Origin of the sequence: Pseudomonas sp. 51_B (assembly GCF_017491595.1) — a bacterium.
GTDB classification, from domain to species: domain Bacteria; phylum Pseudomonadota; class Gammaproteobacteria; order Pseudomonadales; family Pseudomonadaceae; genus Aquipseudomonas; species Aquipseudomonas promysalinigenes.
Genome location: NZ_JAFGYW010000016.1, coordinates 93,776 through 110,992 on the forward strand (window position 1 = coordinate 93,776; position 17,217 = coordinate 110,992).

At 62.3% G+C, this 17,217-nt stretch carries 20 protein-coding genes; 12 read left to right on the forward strand and 8 right to left on the reverse strand.

Features of this window, described 5'->3' with window-relative positions; all coding sequences use genetic code 11:
* Positions 1 to 22 precede the first annotated feature (22 nt).
* The 9 genes from J5M56_RS17130 to J5M56_RS17170 all read left to right on the forward strand — a co-directional run bounded on the left by J5M56_RS17130 (position 23) and on the right by J5M56_RS17170 (position 6,594).
* Complete coding sequence (locus J5M56_RS17130; RefSeq protein WP_207937376.1) at positions 23 to 709, forward strand: YggS family pyridoxal phosphate-dependent enzyme; 687 nt, start codon at positions 23 to 25, stop codon at positions 707 to 709.
* Between the two features lie 38 nt (positions 710 to 747).
* A complete protein-coding gene (gene proC, locus J5M56_RS17135) occupies positions 748 to 1,566 on the forward strand; it encodes a pyrroline-5-carboxylate reductase (protein ID WP_207937377.1) in 819 nt (272 codons plus the stop codon).
* Positions 1,567 to 1,576: 10 nt separating this feature from the next.
* Positions 1,577 to 2,167: a YggT family protein gene (locus J5M56_RS17140; RefSeq protein WP_207937378.1), complete on the forward strand. Its 591-nt coding sequence runs from the start codon at positions 1,577 to 1,579 to the stop codon at positions 2,165 to 2,167.
* A 98-nt stretch (positions 2,168 to 2,265) separates the two neighbouring features.
* The gene (locus tag J5M56_RS17145) at positions 2,266 to 3,405 is read left to right on the forward strand and encodes a homoserine O-acetyltransferase (protein ID WP_207937379.1); all 1,140 of its coding nucleotides are present in this window, start codon (positions 2,266 to 2,268) and stop codon (positions 3,403 to 3,405) included.
* A 7-nt stretch (positions 3,406 to 3,412) separates the two neighbouring features.
* Positions 3,413 to 4,033: a methionine biosynthesis protein MetW gene (gene metW, locus J5M56_RS17150; RefSeq protein ID WP_186476258.1), complete on the forward strand. Its 621-nt coding sequence runs from the start codon at positions 3,413 to 3,415 to the stop codon at positions 4,031 to 4,033.
* 22 nt (positions 4,034 to 4,055) lie between these two features.
* Positions 4,056 to 4,493: a DUF4426 domain-containing protein gene (locus tag J5M56_RS17155; protein ID WP_060479870.1), complete on the forward strand. Its 438-nt coding sequence runs from the start codon at positions 4,056 to 4,058 to the stop codon at positions 4,491 to 4,493.
* Positions 4,490 to 5,086: an RdgB/HAM1 family non-canonical purine NTP pyrophosphatase gene (gene rdgB, locus J5M56_RS17160; protein ID WP_186476257.1), complete on the forward strand. Its 597-nt coding sequence runs from the start codon at positions 4,490 to 4,492 to the stop codon at positions 5,084 to 5,086. The genes J5M56_RS17155 and rdgB overlap by 4 nt, the downstream gene beginning before the upstream one ends.
* Positions 5,087 to 5,118: 32 nt before the next feature.
* Positions 5,119 to 6,258: a radical SAM family heme chaperone HemW gene (gene hemW, locus J5M56_RS17165; RefSeq protein ID WP_225915554.1), complete on the forward strand. Its 1,140-nt coding sequence runs from the start codon at positions 5,119 to 5,121 to the stop codon at positions 6,256 to 6,258.
* A 9-nt stretch (positions 6,259 to 6,267) separates the two neighbouring features.
* A complete protein-coding gene (locus J5M56_RS17170) occupies positions 6,268 to 6,594 on the forward strand; it encodes a DUF3392 family protein (RefSeq protein WP_027920975.1) in 327 nt (108 codons plus the stop codon).
* A gap of 162 nt (positions 6,595 to 6,756) precedes the next feature.
* Here the strand turns inward: J5M56_RS17170 and trmB are convergent, their stop codons facing one another.
* The 4 genes from trmB to J5M56_RS17190 all read right to left on the reverse strand — a co-directional run bounded on the left by trmB (position 6,757) and on the right by J5M56_RS17190 (position 9,029).
* Positions 6,757 to 7,479: a tRNA (guanosine(46)-N7)-methyltransferase TrmB gene (trmB, locus tag J5M56_RS17175; protein ID WP_186476255.1), complete on the reverse strand. Its 723-nt coding sequence runs from the start codon at positions 7,477 to 7,479 to the stop codon at positions 6,757 to 6,759.
* A 9-nt stretch (positions 7,480 to 7,488) separates the two neighbouring features.
* Complete coding sequence (locus J5M56_RS17180; RefSeq protein WP_027920973.1) at positions 7,489 to 8,301, reverse strand: thiazole synthase; 813 nt, start codon at positions 8,299 to 8,301, stop codon at positions 7,489 to 7,491.
* Between the two features lie 53 nt (positions 8,302 to 8,354).
* Entirely contained in the window at positions 8,355 to 8,555 is a 201-nt protein-coding gene (thiS, locus tag J5M56_RS17185) for a sulfur carrier protein ThiS (RefSeq protein WP_060480087.1), read from the reverse strand.
* 102 nt (positions 8,556 to 8,657) lie between these two features.
* Positions 8,658 to 9,029, reverse strand: coding sequence for a DUF423 domain-containing protein (locus J5M56_RS17190; protein WP_207937380.1), 372 nt, complete (start codon positions 9,027 to 9,029; stop codon positions 8,658 to 8,660).
* 64 nt (positions 9,030 to 9,093) lie between these two features.
* On the opposite strand from J5M56_RS17190, the gene mtgA reads away from it, so the two are divergent.
* The gene (gene mtgA, locus J5M56_RS17195; RefSeq protein ID WP_207937385.1) at positions 9,094 to 9,804 is read left to right on the forward strand and encodes a monofunctional biosynthetic peptidoglycan transglycosylase; all 711 of its coding nucleotides are present in this window, start codon (positions 9,094 to 9,096) and stop codon (positions 9,802 to 9,804) included.
* A 150-nt stretch (positions 9,805 to 9,954) separates the two neighbouring features.
* On the opposite strand, the gene rpoH is transcribed toward mtgA, so the two are convergent.
* From rpoH to ftsY, 4 genes are all read right to left on the reverse strand, one after another.
* Complete coding sequence (gene rpoH / locus J5M56_RS17200) at positions 9,955 to 10,809, reverse strand: RNA polymerase sigma factor RpoH (RefSeq protein ID WP_060480079.1); 855 nt, start codon at positions 10,807 to 10,809, stop codon at positions 9,955 to 9,957.
* Between the two features lie 111 nt (positions 10,810 to 10,920).
* Positions 10,921 to 11,946, reverse strand: a complete 1,026-nt coding sequence (gene ftsX / locus J5M56_RS17205) for a permease-like cell division protein FtsX (protein WP_207937381.1) — start codon at positions 11,944 to 11,946, stop codon at positions 10,921 to 10,923.
* Positions 11,943 to 12,614: a cell division ATP-binding protein FtsE gene (gene ftsE, locus J5M56_RS17210; RefSeq protein ID WP_060480077.1), complete on the reverse strand. Its 672-nt coding sequence runs from the start codon at positions 12,612 to 12,614 to the stop codon at positions 11,943 to 11,945. The genes ftsX and ftsE overlap by 4 nt, the downstream gene beginning before the upstream one ends.
* Positions 12,615 to 12,616: 2 nt before the next feature.
* Complete coding sequence (gene ftsY / locus J5M56_RS17215; protein ID WP_207937382.1) at positions 12,617 to 14,143, reverse strand: signal recognition particle-docking protein FtsY; 1,527 nt, start codon at positions 14,141 to 14,143, stop codon at positions 12,617 to 12,619.
* Positions 14,144 to 14,374: 231 nt separating this feature from the next.
* Here ftsY and J5M56_RS17220 point away from each other — a divergent pair, with 231 nt between their 5' ends.
* Both J5M56_RS17220 and J5M56_RS17225 read left to right on the forward strand, forming a co-directional pair.
* The gene (locus J5M56_RS17220) at positions 14,375 to 15,730 is read left to right on the forward strand and encodes a pitrilysin family protein (RefSeq protein WP_207937383.1); all 1,356 of its coding nucleotides are present in this window, start codon (positions 14,375 to 14,377) and stop codon (positions 15,728 to 15,730) included.
* Entirely contained in the window at positions 15,723 to 17,207 is a 1,485-nt protein-coding gene (locus J5M56_RS17225) for a pitrilysin family protein (RefSeq protein WP_186476251.1), read from the forward strand. The genes J5M56_RS17220 and J5M56_RS17225 overlap by 8 nt, the downstream gene beginning before the upstream one ends.
* Positions 17,208 to 17,217: the final 10 nt, after the last annotated feature.

The following is a 17,217-nucleotide window of genomic DNA, read 5'->3' on the forward strand; positions in this document are numbered from 1 at the left end:
TCAGAGCAGACGGCATCGATCCATGTCCACCATAGCAGACAACCTTCGCGCCCTTGCCGCCCGAATCTACGACGCAACCCAGGCCGCCGGGCGTGAGCCGGGCAGCGTGCAGCTGCTGGCGGTCAGCAAAACCAAACCCGCCGCTGCCATCCGCGAAATCCACGCCGCCGGTGTGCGCGACGTGGGTGAAAACTACCTGCAAGAGGCACTGGCCAAGCAAGCGGAACTGCGCGACCTGCCCTTGATCTGGCACTTCATCGGCCCCATTCAGTCGAACAAGACCAAAGCCATTGCCGAACATTTCGACTGGGTACACTCCGTGGACCGCTTGAAGATCGCCCAACGCCTGTCCGAGCAGCGCCCTGCGGGCCTGGCGCCGCTGAACATCTGCCTGCAGGTGAACGTCAGCGGCGAAGACAGCAAGTCCGGTTGCGCCCCTGCCGACCTGCCAGCGCTGGCCAAGGCGGTGGCGGCATTGCCGAATCTGCGCCTGCGGGGGCTGATGGCGATACCTGAGCCCAGCGAAGATCGCACCATCCAGGAGGCGGCCTTTGCCAGCCTGCGCCAGCTCCAACAAGGCCTGGACCTTGGCCTCGATACCCTGTCGATGGGCATGAGCCACGATCTGGAGGCAGCCATCGCCCAGGGAGCGACCTGGGTACGTATCGGTACCGCCCTGTTCGGCGCCCGCCAGTACGGCCCCGCCTGATTCCATGCTTTACTCACTCTTTCCTTCAAGGACCTGACATGAGCAAGACACGTATCGCCTTTATCGGCGCCGGCAACATGGCCGCCAGCCTGATCGGTGGCCTGCGTGCCCAAGGCCTGGACGCGGCGCAGATCCGTGCCAGCGACCCGGGCGCCGACACCCGCACCCGCATCCAGGCCGAACACGGTATCGAGGCGTTCGAAGACAACGCCCAGGCTGTCGAGGGCGCCGACGTCATCGTGCTGGCGGTCAAACCGCAGGTCATGAAAGATGTGTGCGCGGCGCTCAAGCCAAACCTCAAAGCGGGGCAACTGATTGTCTCCATCGCCGCCGGCATCACTTGCGCCAGCCTGCAGGCCTGGCTTGGCGATGTTGCGCTGGTGCGTTGCATGCCCAATACGCCGGCCCTACTGCGCCAAGGCGTCAGCGGCCTTTATGCCACCGCCCAGGTATCCGCCGAACAACGTCAGCAGGCCGAACAGCTGCTGTCGGCGGTCGGTGCCGCCCTGTGGCTTGAGCAGGAGCAGCAACTGGACGCGGTCACTGCGGTATCCGGCAGCGGCCCGGCCTACTTTTTCCTGCTGATCGAGGCGATGACCGCTGCCGGCGAAAAATTGGGGCTACCTCGTGAAACCGCCTCTGAGCTGACCCTGCAAACCGCCTTGGGCGCCGCCCACATGGCGGTCGCCAGCGATGTAGATGCCGCTGAACTGCGCCGTCGTGTCACCTCGCCAGCCGGCACCACCGAAGCGGCCATCAAGTCCTTCCAGGGCAATGGCTTCGAGGCCATCGTCGAGCAGGCGTTGCAAGCGGCGTCAAAACGGTCTGCAGAGCTGGCCGAACAACTGGGCAAATAAGGAGCTGTCGATGAATGCACTGTCCGGCGCCGCGATCTTCGTGGTGCAAACCCTGGTCAGCCTGTATCTGGTGATCGTGCTGCTGCGCTTCGTGCTGCAGCTGGTGAAGGCCAACTTCTACAACCCCTTGAGCCAGTTCGCCGTGCGCGCAACTCAGCCGCTGCTCAAGCCGATCCGTCGAATAATTCCGAGCATCGCTGGCCTGGACACTTCCTCGCTGCTGCTGGCGATCGTGATTCAGGCGCTGTTGATGGGCTTCGTGTTGATGGTCACCTACGGCACCTTCGGCGACATCCTGCACCTGCTGATGTGGGCCATCATCGGGGTCACCTCGCTGTTCCTGAAAATCTTCTGGGTGGCGATGATCGTCATGGTGATCGTCTCGTGGGTTGCCCCTAACAGCCACAACCCCGCTGCCGAGCTTGCCTGGCAGATCAGCGAGCCGGTGCTGGCGCCCTTCCGCCGCATCGTGCCCAATCTGGGCGGCATGGACATATCGCCGATCTTCGCCTTCCTGGCGATCCAGGTGATCCAGTCGTTCGTCATGCCTCCGCTGGCGGCCTACGCAGGCATGCCACAAGAACTGTGGCGCATGACCTAAGCGCCTGGCCCTGCTGTTGCCTCCAGAGGCAAGCCTTCGCTTGCCGCTGGGGGTAGCGCTCTTTAGACTTACGCCTCCGTCAAGCGTGAGCAGGGTCGATGTCCACTGTCCTTCCCGAAGATTCCGTCGGTCTGGTTACACCTCAGATTGCCATGTTCGATGAACCGCTGGCCCTGGCCTGCGGCCGTTCGCTGAACAGCTATGAACTGGTCTACGAGACCTACGGCACACTGAACCCCAGCGCGAGCAATGCCGTGCTGATCTGCCATGCACTGTCCGGCCACCACCACGCTGCTGGCTACCACGCCACCACCGACCGCAAGCCAGGCTGGTGGGATAGCTGCATCGGCCCTGGCAAGCCGATCGATACCAATCGCTTCTTCGTGGTCAGCCTGAACAACCTCGGTGGCTGCAACGGCAGCACCGGCCCAAGCAGCACCAACCCGGCTACCGGCAAGCCCTACGGCGCCGAATTTCCGGTGCTGACGGTGCAAGACTGGGTACACAGCCAGGCACGGCTGGCCGACCGCCTGGGCATCGGCCAGTGGGCTGCGATCGTCGGCGGCAGCCTCGGTGGCATGCAGGCGCTGCAATGGACCATCACCTACCCCGAGCGTGTGCGTCATTGTGTAGACATCGCCTCGGCGCCCAAGCTGTCGGCGCAGAACATCGCTTTCAACGAGGTCGCACGCCAGGCCATCCTCACCGACCCTGAGTTTCACGGCGGCTCGTTCCAGGATCAAGGTGTGATTCCCAAACGTGGCCTGATGCTGGCACGTATGGTCGGCCACATCACTTACCTATCCGATGACTCGATGGGTGAGAAGTTTGGCCGTGAACTGAAAAGCGACAAACTCAACTACGACTTCCACAGCGTCGAATTCCAGGTCGAAAGCTACTTGCGCTATCAGGGCGAGGAGTTTTCCGGCCGTTTCGACGCCAATACTTACCTGTTGATGACCAAGGCTCTGGACTATTTCGACCCGGCCGCTGCCCAAGGTGGCGACCTGGCGGCCACCCTGAGCCATGTCAAAGCCGATTACTGCATCATCTCGTTCACCACCGACTGGCGCTTCTCGCCGGCCCGCTCGCGAGAGATCGTCGATGCCTTGATGGCCGCACGCAAGAACGTCTGCTACCTGGAGATCGATTCACCTTATGGGCACGATGCCTTCCTGATCCCCACGCCTCGCTACATGCAGGGTTTCGCGAACTACATGAACCGCATCGTCATCTGAGGACAGCATGAGAGCCGACCTGGAAATCATCCACGAGTGGATTCCCGCCGGCAGCCGGGTACTGGACCTGGGCTGCGGCAGTGGCGAGCTTCTGGCCTCGTTGCGTGACCGCAAGCAGGTCACCGGCTATGGCCTGGAGATCGACGCCGACAATATCGCCGCTTGCGTGGCTAAAGGTGTCAACGTCATCGAGCAGGACCTGGACAAAGGCCTGGGCAACTTCGCCAGCAACAGCTTCGACGTTGTGGTCATGACCCAGGCCCTGCAGGCTGTGGAGTATCCTGACCGCATCCTCGACGAAATGCTGCGAGTGGGCCGCCAGTGCATCATCACCTTCCCCAACTTCGGTCATTGGCGCTGCCGTTGGTATCTGGCCACCAAGGGCCGCATGCCAGTGTCGGACTTCATGCCCTACACCTGGTACAACACGCCGAACATCCACTTCTGCACGTTCGCCGACTTCGAACAGCTGTGCCGCGAGCGCCGGGCCAAGGTGCTGGACCGCCTAGCCGTCGACCATTTGCATCGCAACGGGTGGGCTGGCCGGCTTTGGCCTAATCTTCTGGGTGAAATCGGCATCTACCGTGTCAGCAGCCCGGGCTTGCGGGAGCACCACCTGGCGGTCTGACGCTTTCCGGAGGAATCGCACCATGCGTCGTCGCCTAGCCCTGTTACTGATCAGCCTGTGCCTGGCTCTGCCAGCACTGGCGTCCGAAGCTGCTCGCCCCGAGCGCAAGGAAGTCTTCGGCGACGTTACGGTGCACTACAGCGCTTTCACCTCAAGCATGCTGCAACCGGACATTGCCGCTGCCGCCGGGCTGAACCGCAGCAAGAACCAGGGCGTGCTCAACATTGCCGTGCTCAAGGGCAACAAGCCTTCTACGGCGGTGGTCAGCGGCACTGTCAAAGACCTGACCGGCCGCACCAGCGCGCTGTCATTCAAGCAGATGACCGAACACGGCGCGGTGTATTACATCGCTCAGTTCAAAATCGAGCAGGCCCAGACCCTGACCTTCGACATCACGGTCGAAACCGGCGGGGTCAGCCATTCACTTAGTTTCAACCAGGAAGTCTTCCCAGGCGAATGATGAATCTCCAGCAACTCGTACTGGCCAGCCATAACGCTGGCAAACTCAAGGAACTTCAGGCGATGCTCGGCCAGTCGGTGCAGCTGCGTTCGATTGGCGAGTTCAGCCAGGTCGAACCCGAAGAAACCGGCCTGTCGTTCGTGGAAAACGCCATCCTCAAGGCGCGTAACGCCGCGCGGATTTCCGGCTTGCCGGCGCTGGCCGACGACTCAGGCCTAGCGGTGGACTTTCTTGGCGGTGCGCCAGGCATCTACTCGGCGCGCTACGCGGACGGCAAGGGTGATGCAGCCAACAACGCCAAACTGCTCGATGCGTTGAAGGATGTGCCACAAGACCAGCGCGGCGCACAGTTCGTCTGCGTGCTGGCGCTGGTACGCCACGCCGACGATCCGCTGCCGATTCTTTGCGAAGGCTTGTGGCACGGCAGCATCCTGTTCGAGGCCAGCGGGGAGCATGGTTTCGGCTATGATCCGCTGTTCTGGGTGCCTGAGCGCCAGTGCTCCAGCGCTGACCTCGCACCTGTGGATAAAAACCAGCTCAGCCATCGCGCCCGCGCCATGGCCCTGCTGCGCCAACGTCTGGGCCTGGCATGATCGCAGCGCAGTCCCAACGCTGCGTGGCAGCAATGACCAGCCTGCCGCCGCTGGCGCTGTACATCCACATTCCGTGGTGTGTACGCAAATGCCCGTATTGCGATTTCAACTCCCATGCCGCGGGGCCTGAGCTACCAGAAGAGGCATACGTCGACGCGCTGTTGACCGACCTCGATCTGGAGCTGGCTGCCGTCCAGGGGAGGCCCCTGTCGTCGATCTTCTTCGGGGGCGGTACGCCTAGCCTGTTCAGTGCCAATGCCCTGGGGCGCCTGCTGCGCGGGGTCGAGCAGCGCATCCCGTTCGCATCGGACATCGAGATCACCCTGGAGGCCAACCCGGGGACCTTCGAGCAAGAGAAATTCAAGGCCTATCGGCAAACGGGCATCAACCGCCTGTCGATCGGGGTGCAGAGCTTTCAGCCTGCCAAGCTTCAGGCGCTAGGGCGCATCCACAATGGTGACGAAGCGGTTCGCGCTGCCGGCATGGCGCGCGCTGCTGGCTTCGACAACTTCAACATGGACCTGATGCACGGCCTGCCCGAGCAATCGCTTGACGATGCCTTGGGCGATCTGCAGCAGGCCATCGACCTCGGCCCTACCCATCTGTCGTGGTACCAGCTGACCGTCGAGCCAAATACGGTGTTCTGGAACCAGCCACCGGAACTACCAGAGGACGATATCCTCTGGGACATCCAGGAGGCGGGCCAGGCGCTGATGGCAGCCAACGGCTTCAAGCAGTACGAAGTATCGGCCTATGCTCAGGCTGACCGGGCCGCCCAGCACAATCTCAACTACTGGCGCTTTGGCGACTTCATTGGCATCGGTGCCGGCGCCCACGGCAAGCTGACGTTTGCCGACGGCCGCATCCTGCGTACCTGGAAGACCCGCCTGCCAAAGGATTACCTGAATCTGGCCAAGCCATTCAAGGCCGGCGAAAAGCTGTTACCCGTAGAGGAGCTACCGTTCGAGTTCCTGATGAATGCGCTGCGCCTGACAGATGGCGTGGAGGCCGAGCTGTTCACCCAGCGCACCGGGCTGCCCCTGGCGCAACTGGCCGAAGCACGACGTGCTGCCGAACAAAAGGGTCTTTTGCAAGTCGAACCGAATCGGCTGGTAGCCACACCGCGAGGCCAGCTGTTCCTCAATGACCTGCTGCAGTATTTCTTGACCTAAGGATGACCCATGGATCTGGTACTCGATCTGCTCGCTACGGTTTCTCGCTGGAGCCGCAGCAATCTGTCTGAGATTTCCCTTGCCTTGGTAGGCTGCCTGCTGGTGTTGTTCGGCACCGATATCAAAGGTTGGGTAGACCAGCGCCTGGGCGCTCTGGCGGGTGCGCTGCGCGTGCCGGTGATGGCGGCACTGGTGATGATCGGCAGTGGTGCGGCGCTGATCTATGCTACCCCCTGGGTGGTGAAGGGGTTGGGGCAATTCAACAACTATGCGCTAGCACCGGTGTTGCTGGTGGTGCTGGTGCTGATTGGCGTGGTGGCTGATCGCCGAGGGTGAGGCGCCACCAGCGTGTCAGCCTGGGCCGGCCTCATAACGGCGCAAGCCGCTCCCGCTGGTCGAGCATCACCTCAAAGCATGGGCGCTAAGGGAGCGGGTTCACCGCGAACACGGGCCAAAGCCCGTGATCACTGCGGCGTATCGAAAGGCTTGATACGCCGGTCAGTCCACCTTCTCGAACTTCAGATCCCAGACCCCATGGCCCAGGCGTTCGCCACGACGCTCGAACTTGGTGATCGGGCGCTCCTGCGGGCGCGGCACGTAAGTACCGTCGTCAGCCTGGTTGCGATACCCCGCAGCGGCGCTCATCACTTCGAGCATGTACTCAGCGTAAGGCTCCCAGTCGGTGGCCATGTGGAACACGCCGCCGGGCTTGAGCTTGCGCCGTACCAACTCGGCAAACTCCAGTTGCACGATACGGCGCTTGTGGTGACGCGCCTTGTGCCACGGGTCCGGGAAGAACAGCATCAGACGGTCAAGGCTGTTGTCGGCTACGCAGCGGTTGAGTACTTCAATCGCATCGCAGTCGTACACCCGCAGGTTCGTCAGGCCCTGAGTCAGCACGCCGTTGAGCAGCGCGCCGACACCCGGACGGTGCACTTCGACACCGATGAAGTCCTGCTCCGGCGCAGCGGCGGCCATTTCCAGCAGGGAGTGCCCCATGCCGAAGCCAATCTCCAAGGTACGCGGCGCCGAACGGCCGAATACCTGGTCGTAGTCCACCGGGCTGTCGGCCAGCGGTAGGATGAACTGCGGGCCGCCCTGGTCGAGGCCACGTTGCTGGCCTTCGGTCATGCGCCCGGCACGCATCACGAAACTCTTGATGCGGCGGTGTGGGCGCTGGTCGCCGTCGGCGGAGATCGGCGTATCTTGCGAGTCAGTCATCAGGGGCTCTTACTTGATCAGACCATCCAGCGGCGAAGATGCGCTGGCATAAAGTTTTTTCGGCATGCGGCCGGCCAAATAGGCCATACGACCGGCGAGGATGGCGTGCTTCATTGCCTCGGCCATCAACACCGGCTGCTGTGCGTGAGCAATGGCCGAGTTCATCAGTACGGCCTCACAGCCCATTTCCATAGCGATGGTGGCGTCGGAGGCCGTGCCTACGCCAGCGTCGACCAGCACGGGCACCTTGGACTCCTCGAGGATGATCTGCAGGTTGTACGGATTACAGATACCCAAGCCAGTACCAATCAGGCCAGCCAGTGGCATCACCGCGATGCAGCCAGCTTCTGCCAACTGACGGGCAATGATCGGATCGTCGCTGGTGTACACCATTACGTCGAAGCCGTCCTTGACCAGCACTTCTGCGGCCTTGAGGGTTTCGATCACGTTGGGGAACAGGGTTTTCTGGTCGGCCAAAACTTCCAGTTTCACCAGTGTGCGCGACTCGTGGGACTTGTGCCCATCGAGCAGCTCGCGAGCCAGGCGGCAGGTACGCACTGCCTCGACCGCGTCGAAACAACCGGCGGTATTGGGCAGGATGGTGTACTTGTCAGGCGACAGCACGTCGAGCAGGTTCGGCTCGCCTGCATTCTGGCCCAGGTTGGTCCGGCGTACGGCCACGGTGACGATCTCGGCACCCGAAGCCTCGGTTGCCAGGCGGGTTTCTTCCATGTCACGGTACTTGCCGGTGCCCACCAGCAGGCGCGACTGGAAAGTGCGCCCGGCCAGGATGAAAGGCTTGTCGCTGCGAACGTTGCTCATCGATGTTCCTCTGGAAAGGGTTGCAGGCTATCGGGTGAATTGCCGGAGAGTGCTCAGCCGCCACCGATGGCGTGGACCACTTCGACCTGGTCGCCCTCATTGAGCGGCGTGCTGTCGTGCTGGCTGCGCGGCACGATATCCAGGTTGAGTTCCACCGCCACCCGGCGCCCGGTCAGTTCCAGGCGAGCAAGCAGCGCCGCAACGCTCTCGCCAGCGGGCAGTTCGTAAGGTTCACCGTTCAGTTGAATGCGCATGCGCACGGCCACCATTGTACTTTGGGGCCCGCATTCTAGCGCCGATCCACGCGCGAACCCAAGGGCACTGCACACCATTAGTCGCGATTGTGGACCGCTTGGTCAGCCAAGGCGCCAGGCAGCCAGGCCTAGGGTCAGCCAGCCGGCGAGCATGCATAGGCCACCGAAGGGAGTGATCACCCCAAGCTTGCTGATGCCTGTCAGGGTCAGCAAATACAGGCTACCGGAGAACAGCACGATACCGACGGCGAACAGACCGCCGGCCCAGCCGACCAGGCGCCCTGGCAGGTGCACCGAAAGCACGGCGACGCCGAAGATCGCCAAAGCATGTACCAATTGGTAGGTCACCCCGGTGTGGAAGATTGCCAAATAGTCGGCGCTGAGGCGGTTTTTGAGCCCGTGCGCGGCGAACGCGCCAAGTGCGACGCCTGTGAAGCCGAAAAAGGCGGCGAGCATGAGGAAGCTGCGAAGCATGGGACGACTCCTTCTATCGGGTCTGTATAATGGCCCGTTCCACTGGTCCGGCCAAGCCATCGCCATGCTGTCATCCATTCTTCGTCGCCTCGCCCGTGCCCTGCTCTGGTTCGCTGCCGGCAGCATCGTACTGGTGCTGGTGTTTCGCTGGGTTCCACCGCCAGGCAGCGCATTGATGATCGAGCGCAAAGTGCAGTCCTGGGTGAGTGGCGAACCGATCGAGCTGCAGCGCGACTGGGAGCCATGGGAAAACATTTCAGACGAGCTGAAAGTTGCGGTAATCGCCGGTGAAGACCAGAAGTTCGCCAGCCATTGGGGGTTCGACATACCGGCCATCCAAGCGGCGCTGGCTTACAACGAGCGCGGGGGCAGTATTCGCGGTGCCAGCACCCTGACCCAGCAGGTGGCCAAGAATCTGTTCCTGTGGTCGGGGCGCAGCTGGTTTCGTAAGGGGCTGGAGGCCTGGTTCACCGCACTGCTCGAATTATTCTGGTCCAAGGAGCGCATCCTTGAGGTGTACCTGAACAGCGCCGAATGGGGCAAGGGTATATTCGGCGCCCAGGCCGCGGCCCGATACCACTTTGGCGTCGATGCCAGCCAACTGACCCGCCAGCAGGCTGCTCAATTGGCCGCAGTGCTGCCGAGCCCGATCAAATGGAGCGCCAGCAGGCCCAGTGCCTATGTCGCAAGTCGAGCGGGCTGGATTCGTCGGCAGATGAGTCAGCTGGGTGGGCCGAGCTACCTCATGCAACTCGACTCGACGCGCAGGCCTTGATGCACTCTTCGCGGGTAAGCCCGCGCCCACAGGTTCGCTACTGACCATTAGCTGTTGCAGTGCACCCGCCAAGAGGGTGATAAACCAGCACAAACGAAAAAGCCGCTCATCCTCCTCGGATAAGCGGCTTTTCAGCGTAACTTGGCGCAATCAGATGGTGATCAGCGCCTTGACCTTGTTCATCGCATTCTTCTCCAACTGGCGGATCCGCTCAGCCGAAACGCTGTACTTCTCAGCCAGCTCGTGCAAGGTAGCTTTTTCCTCAGCCAACCAGCGCTGATAGAGGATATCGCGACTGCGATCATCCAGCCCTTGCAGGGCTTCGTGCAGATTGCTAGTGGAGTTGTCACTCCAGTCGGCATCTTCCAACTGCACAGCCGGGTCGTAGCGGTGGTCTTCAAGGTAATGGGCAGGCGACTGGAATGCGCTGTCGTCATCGGCTTCTGCCGCCGGGTCGAAGGCCATGTCCTGGCCGCTCAGGCGGCTTTCCATCTCGCGCACTTCACGGGGCTCGACACCGAGGCTTTCAGCCACGCGGTGCACCTCGTCATTATTGAGCCAAGCCAAGCGCTTCTTCTGGCTACGCAGGTTGAAGAACAGCTTGCGTTGCGCCTTGGTGGTAGCCACCTTGACGATGCGCCAGTTGCGCAGGATGAACTCGTGGATCTCTGCCTTGATCCAGTGCACGGCGAAAGACACCAGGCGCACACCCATTTCAGGGTTGAAACGCTTTACCGCTTTCATCAGGCCAACGTTACCTTCCTGGATCAGGTCGGCCTGGGCCAGCCCGTAGCCAGCATAGCTACGTGCGATATGTACGACGAAACGCAGGTGGGCCATCACCATTTGCCGAGCGGCCTCAAGATCCTGCTCGTAATAGAGACGCTCGGCCAGATCACGCTCCTGCTCGACAGACAACAGCGGGATGCTGTTGACCGTGTGCACGTAGGCTTCCAGGTTTGCACCGGGCACCAGGGCATAGGCAGGTTGCAACGATGTGGTCATTCAAGAACCTCCGACTTACTGAATTTGCGCCTTGTGAGCGCTACCAACATAGACACGGCACGACCGTACAAGTTCAGCCGTGAACAACGTGTCAATGCTGGCAGGTAAAAACTATCGCGGGGCCAACTCGTTCAAATGGCGAGCGACTGCGATCCATGCACCGATATACCCCAACAACACCGCTCCGATCAAGAGCGACAGACCATCGGAAGCGGGCACCCCGCCCAATGCGAAGTCACTGCCATACAGCCCCGAGAGCCCTACCACGGCCTCGTTCAGCCAGTTCAGGCCGAATGCCAGAATTGCCCAGGCCAGTACCCCTGCACCCAGGCCATACAAGGCTCCCATGTACAGGAAAGGCCGGCGTACGTAGCTGTCGGTGCCACCGACCAGCTTGATGACTTCGATCTCGATACGGCGGTTTTCGATATGTAGACGAATTGTGTTACCGATTACTAACAACAGCGCAGAAATCAGCATCACCGCCAGGCCGAAGACGAAGCGATCACCCAGTTTGAGGATCGCCGCCAGGCGCTCCACCCAGACCAGGTCCAACTGCGCATTCTCGACTCGCGGCAATTCCGACAGGCGCTGACGCAGGGCTTCGAGGGCGGGCTTGTCGACTTCGGTAGGGGTCACCACCACCACCCCGGGCAACGGGTTGTCAGGCAGCTCGCGCAGCGCTTCGCCCAGCCCGGATTGCTGCTGGAACTCCTCAAGGGCCTGCCCAGGACTCACGTACTGGGCATCGGCAACACCCGGCATACGCTTGATCTCATCGCGCAAGGCCTCGCCCTGCTGGCTACCGGCATCGAGCTTCAGGTACAGCGAAATCTGCGCAGCACGCTGCCAGGAGCCCCCTAGCACTTCGATGTTCTTGAGCAGCAACGAAAGGCCCATGGGCATGCTCAAAGCCACCGCCATCACCAGGCAGGTGAAGAAGCTACCGATAGGTTGTTTGCCCAGGCGCCGCAGGCTGTCGGCAAGGCTGGCCCGGTGGCTCTCCAGCCAGGCGTGCAGCAAGGTGCGAAAATCTGGGCCGTCGTCGTGATCGCCACCCTTCTTCTTCGCCGGCTGCGGGTCGGCGGCCTTGGGCGCGACGCGCTCGGAAACCTTGGGTGTACGTGTAGTGCTCATTGCCCGGCCTCCCCATCGCCGATCAGACGGCCGCGCTGCAACGTCAGCATACGGTGGCGCATGCGCGCAATCAGTGCCAGGTCGTGACTGGCGATCAGAACGGTGGTGCCCAAGCGGTTGATGTCCTCGAACACGCCCATGATCTCGGCCGCCAGACGTGGGTCGAGGTTACCGGTGGGCTCATCGGCCAGCAGCAACGCCGGCTGGTGGACGATGGCCCTGGCAATACCGACCCGCTGTTGCTGGCCGGTGGACAGGTCCGCCGGGAACAGCTCGCCTTTGTCCGCCAGCGAAACACGCTCCAGCGCAGAGTCCACGCGCTTGGCGATCTCGGCCTTGGAAAGGCCGAGGATTTGCAGTGGCAAGGCGATGTTGTTGAACACTGTGCGGTCGAACAGCAGTTGATGGTTCTGGAACACCACGCCGATCTGCCGGCGCAGGAACGGGATCTGGGCGTTGCTGATCTGCCCTAGGTCTTGCCCGGCCAGCAGCAGTTTGCCACTCGTGGGGCGCTCCATGGCCAGCAGCAGGCGCAGCAACGTACTCTTGCCCGCACCCGAGTGGCCGGTGACGAACAGGAATTCGCCCCGGCGCGCCCGGAAACTCAGCTCATGCAAGCCGACATGGCCATTGGGGTAGCGCTTGGCAACCTGTTCGAATCGGATCATGGTCAGTCTCGCTCGGCGAACAGAGCCTTGACGAACGGCTCGGCTTCGAATGTGCGCAGGTCATCGATGCCTTCACCCACCCCGATGAAGCGGATGGGCAGCTTGAATTGCTTGGCCAGGGCGAAGATCACCCCGCCTTTGGCCGTGCCGTCCAGCTTGGTCAGGGCAAGGCCTGTCAATTCGACGCTCTGGTTGAAGTACTTGGCCTGGCTGATAGCGTTCTGCCCGGTGCCGGCATCCAGCACCAGCAGCACCTCGTGCGGCGCATCGGCATCGAGCTTGCCGATCACCCGGCGAACCTTCTTGAGCTCTTCCATCAGGTTGTCTTTAGTGTGCAGGCGCCCGGCAGTGTCAGCGATCAGCACATCCACGCCACGGGCCTTGGCGGCCTGCACGGCGTCGAAGATCACCGAAGCGGAATCGGCGCCAGTGTGCTGGGCAATCACCGGGATCTGGTTGCGTTCGCCCCAGACCTGCAACTGCTCGACAGCAGCGGCACGGAACGTATCACCGGCAGCCAGCATCACTTTCTTGCCCTCGAGCTGTAGCTTCTTGGCCAACTTGCCGATGGTGGTGGTCTTGCCGGCGCCGTTCACGCCAACCACCAGAATCACGTAGGGCTTGTTCTGCGCCTGGACCTTGAGCGGTTGCTCGACCGGACGCAACAGGGCGGCAAGCTCTTCCTGCAGCGACTTGTAAAGCGCGTCGGCATCGGCCAACTGCTTGCGGGCGACCTTCTGCGTCAGGTTCTGAACAATGGCGGAGGTAGCCTCCACGCCCACGTCGGCGGTCAGCAAACGGGTTTCGATTTCGTCGAGCAAGTCGTCATCGATGACCTTTTTGCCCAGGAACAGGCTGGCCATGCCCTCGCCGATACTGGCGCTGGTCTTGGACAGGCCTTGCTTGAGGCGGGCAAAGAAGCCGGGCTTGGACTGCTCGGTGGCGAGCGGCGCGGCAACCACGGCAACCGGCTCAGGCTCCATTGGCACAGGAGCCGCAACCGGGGCGACAACCGCCGGCTCAGGCGCCGGGCGTTCCGGTATTACCGGCGGTGCCTTTGGCTCAAGATCCGGGACCAACGCGACCGGCTCTTCGGCAACCGGCAACACCAGGTTGCTGACAGGCGCAGGCTGCTCAACCACCGCAGCGGCCTCTGGCAGCGCGGCTTGTGAGGGGGTGGAAACCACAGGCTCAGGTGCAACCAGCGGCGCAGACGCCACCGCAGGTTCAGCAGGGACCGGTTCAGGTACAGATTCTGGCTCGCGCGCAGGCGCTGAAGCGACAGGCTCTGGCACGGGCGCCTGCACTACCGGGGCGGCAGGTTCGGGCTGCGGCGCCTCCACCTGCGCTTGCTCGGGGGCAGGCTGCGGCGCTACAGGTTCGGCCGGCGGCACCTCGGGCGCTTGAGGCTCGGGCGTTTGAGGCTGTTCGGCGACAGGTTGCTGCGGCTTCTTGCGAAACCAGCTGAACAGGCCTTTCTTCTCGCCAGCCTCGGCCGGCGCTTTTTTGTCGTCGTTGGAACCAAACATGGAAGACGGCTATCTCAGGGTAGCGATGGGCCAGCAACTGGCGCATCGGGAATTCTCTAAACGCAGAACAGACTATTTTGAATCCGACTGGTTCATGCGCAATGTTTTGTCTTAAGGTCCTGTGGGCCAGAACGGCGACAGGCATGGTCGCCAGGCAACCGGATCAGTATCCTAGCACCTCCTGGCCCGCAGACGCTAAACCAGCGGGCCGCCGAACAGGTTAATCACCGTATGAATGCCCTAGCCCGCCGTGCCGCTGGCCTGTTGCTCAGCACGCTCTGCCTGCCGCTCGTGGCTTTTGCCGCCGACGTGCAACCCACTCACGAATTTATCCTCGACAATGGCCTGAAAGTGGTGGTGCGCGAAGACCACCGCGCGCCAGTGGTGGTATCCCAGATCTGGTACAAGGTCGGTTCCAGCTACGAGACGCCCGGGCAGACGGGCTTGTCCCATGCCCTTGAGCACATGATGTTCAAGGGCAGCGCCAAGGTCGGGCCAGGCGAGGCCTCGCGCATCCTGCGCGACATAGGTGCAGAAGAAAACGCCTTTACCAGCGATGACTACACCGCTTATTACCAAGTCCTGGCCCGCGACCGTCTGCCGGTTGCCTTGGAGCTGGAGGCCGATCGTCTGGCGAGTTTGCGCTTACCGGCTGACGAGTTCGCCCGCGAAATCGAAGTCATCAAAGAAGAGCGCCGCCTTCGCACCGACGATCAGCCCAGTGCCAAAGCCTTCGAATTGTTCCGTGCCATGGCCTTCCCTGCCAGCGGCTATCACACGCCGACCATCGGTTGGATGGCTGACCTGGACCGCATGAAAGTCGAAGAACTGCGTCATTGGTACGAGTCTTGGTACGCGCCGAACAACGCCACACTGGTGGTCGTCGGCGATGTCACCGCCGACGAAGTCAAGGCGCTGGCACAGAAGTATTTCGGCAGCATTCCCAAGCGCGCCGTGCCGCCGGCCAAACTTCCGCTCGAGCTTGCCGAGCCCGGCCAGCGTGTGCTGACGCTGCATGTGCGCACACAGCTGCCTAGCCTGATCTACGGGTTCAACGTTCCAAGCCTGGCAACCGCCAAGGACTCACGCACCGTCCACGCCTTGCGGCTGATCTCGGCACTGCTCGACGGCGGCTACAGCGCGCGCATGCCTGCTCGCCTCGAGCGCGGTCAGGAGTTGGTGGCCGGCGCCTCGTCCAGCTACAACGCCTTCACCCGCGGTGACAGCTTGTTCCTGATCTCGGCAACGCCCAATGTGCAGAAGCAGAAAACCCTGGCCGACGTAGAAGAAGGCGTCTGGAAGCTGCTCGACGAGCTCAAGGCAACTGCCCCAAGTGCCGAGGAACTGGAGCGCGTGCGTGCCCAAGTGATCGCCGGGCTGGTCTACGACCGTGACTCAATCAGCAGTCAGGCCACCACCATTGGCCAGCTGGAGACGGTCGGCCTGTCCTGGAAACTGATCGACAGCGAGCTGGACGAACTCAAGCAGGTCACCCCGCAAGACGTGCAGAACGCCGCACGCACTTATTTCACCCGCGAACGCCTGAGCGTTGCCCATGTTTTGCCCGAGGAGTCCGCTCATGAGTGACCGCAGCGCACTACGCTACCCCTTGATCGGCTCGTGCATCATCGCGCTGGTGGTGGCCGTGGCCGCCGTGCTCCCCCGTTCTGGCCATGCCGGCGACCAGGCCAATGCCGCGCGCCCGGCCAACACCTTGCAGTCGCTGGCGGAACTGGATGGCAAGGCACCTGGCCGCCGCCAGCTGAACATCCAGCACTGGACCACCACCGAAGGCGCCCGGGTGCTGTTCGTCGAGGCTCGCGAGCTGCCGATGTTCGACCTGCGTGTCACCTTCGCTGCCGGTAGCAGCCAGGACGGCACCACTCCCGGCCTGGCCACCCTGACCAATGCCATGCTCAACGAAGGTGTAGCCGGCAAGGATGTGACCGCCATCGCCGAAGGTTTCGAGGGTCTGGGCGCCGATTTCGGCAACGGCTCCTACCGGGACATGGCGGTGACTACCCTGCGTAGCCTGAGCGCCAAAGACAAACGCGAGCCGGCGCTCAAGCTGTTCGCGCAAGTGACCGGCCAGCCGACCTTCCCAGAGGAAGCTCTCAAACGCATCAAGAACCAGTTGCTGGCCGGGTTCGAGTACGAGAAGCAGAACCCTGGCAAGATCGGCAGCAAAGCCTTGTTCAGCAAACTTTACGGCAACCATCCATACGCCCAGCCTAGCGATGGCAGTGCCGAAAGCGTGCCAGGCATCACCGTCGAGCAACTGCGCGCCTTCCACGCCAAAGCCTACGCCGCTGGCAATGCGGTGATCGCCCTGGTAGGCGACCTGAGCCGCCAGGAAGCCGAAGCCGTGGCCGCGCAAGTTTCCGCTGCCCTGCCCAAAGGCCCGGCGCTGGCGGCACCTGCCCAGCCGGTGGAACCCAAAGCTGGGATTACCCACATCGACTTCCCGAGCAAGCAGACTCACCTGATGCTGGCCGAACTCGGCATCGACCGCCAGGACCCTGACTGGCCGGCCCTTTCGCTGGGCAACCAGATTCTCGGCGGCGGCGCATTCGGCACCCGGCTGATGAGCGAAGTTCGCGAAAAACGCGGCCTGACCTACGGGGTATACTCGGCATTCAGCCCGATGCAGGTGCGTGGCCCGTTCATGATCAACCTGCAAACCCGGGCCGAACTCAGCGATGGGACGCTCAAGCTGGTACAGAGCATTCTCGCCGACTACCTCAAGAGTGGCCCGACCCAGCAAGAACTGGATGACGCCAAACGCGAATTGGCCGGCAGCTTCCCGCTGTCCAACGCCAGCAACGCGAGCATCGTCGGCCAACTGGGCGCCATCGGCTTCTACAACCTGCCATTGACCTGGCTGGAAGATTTCATGCAGCAATCACAGGCACTGACCGTCGAGCAGGTCAAAACCGCGATGAACAAGCACCTGGCAGCCGACAAACTGGTGATCGTCACCGTCGGCCCGAAGGTGCCACAGCAGCCGCTGCCTGCCCCTACTGACAAACCGTCCGAGCAACCGCTCGGCGTACCGGAGCACTAATGCCTAGATC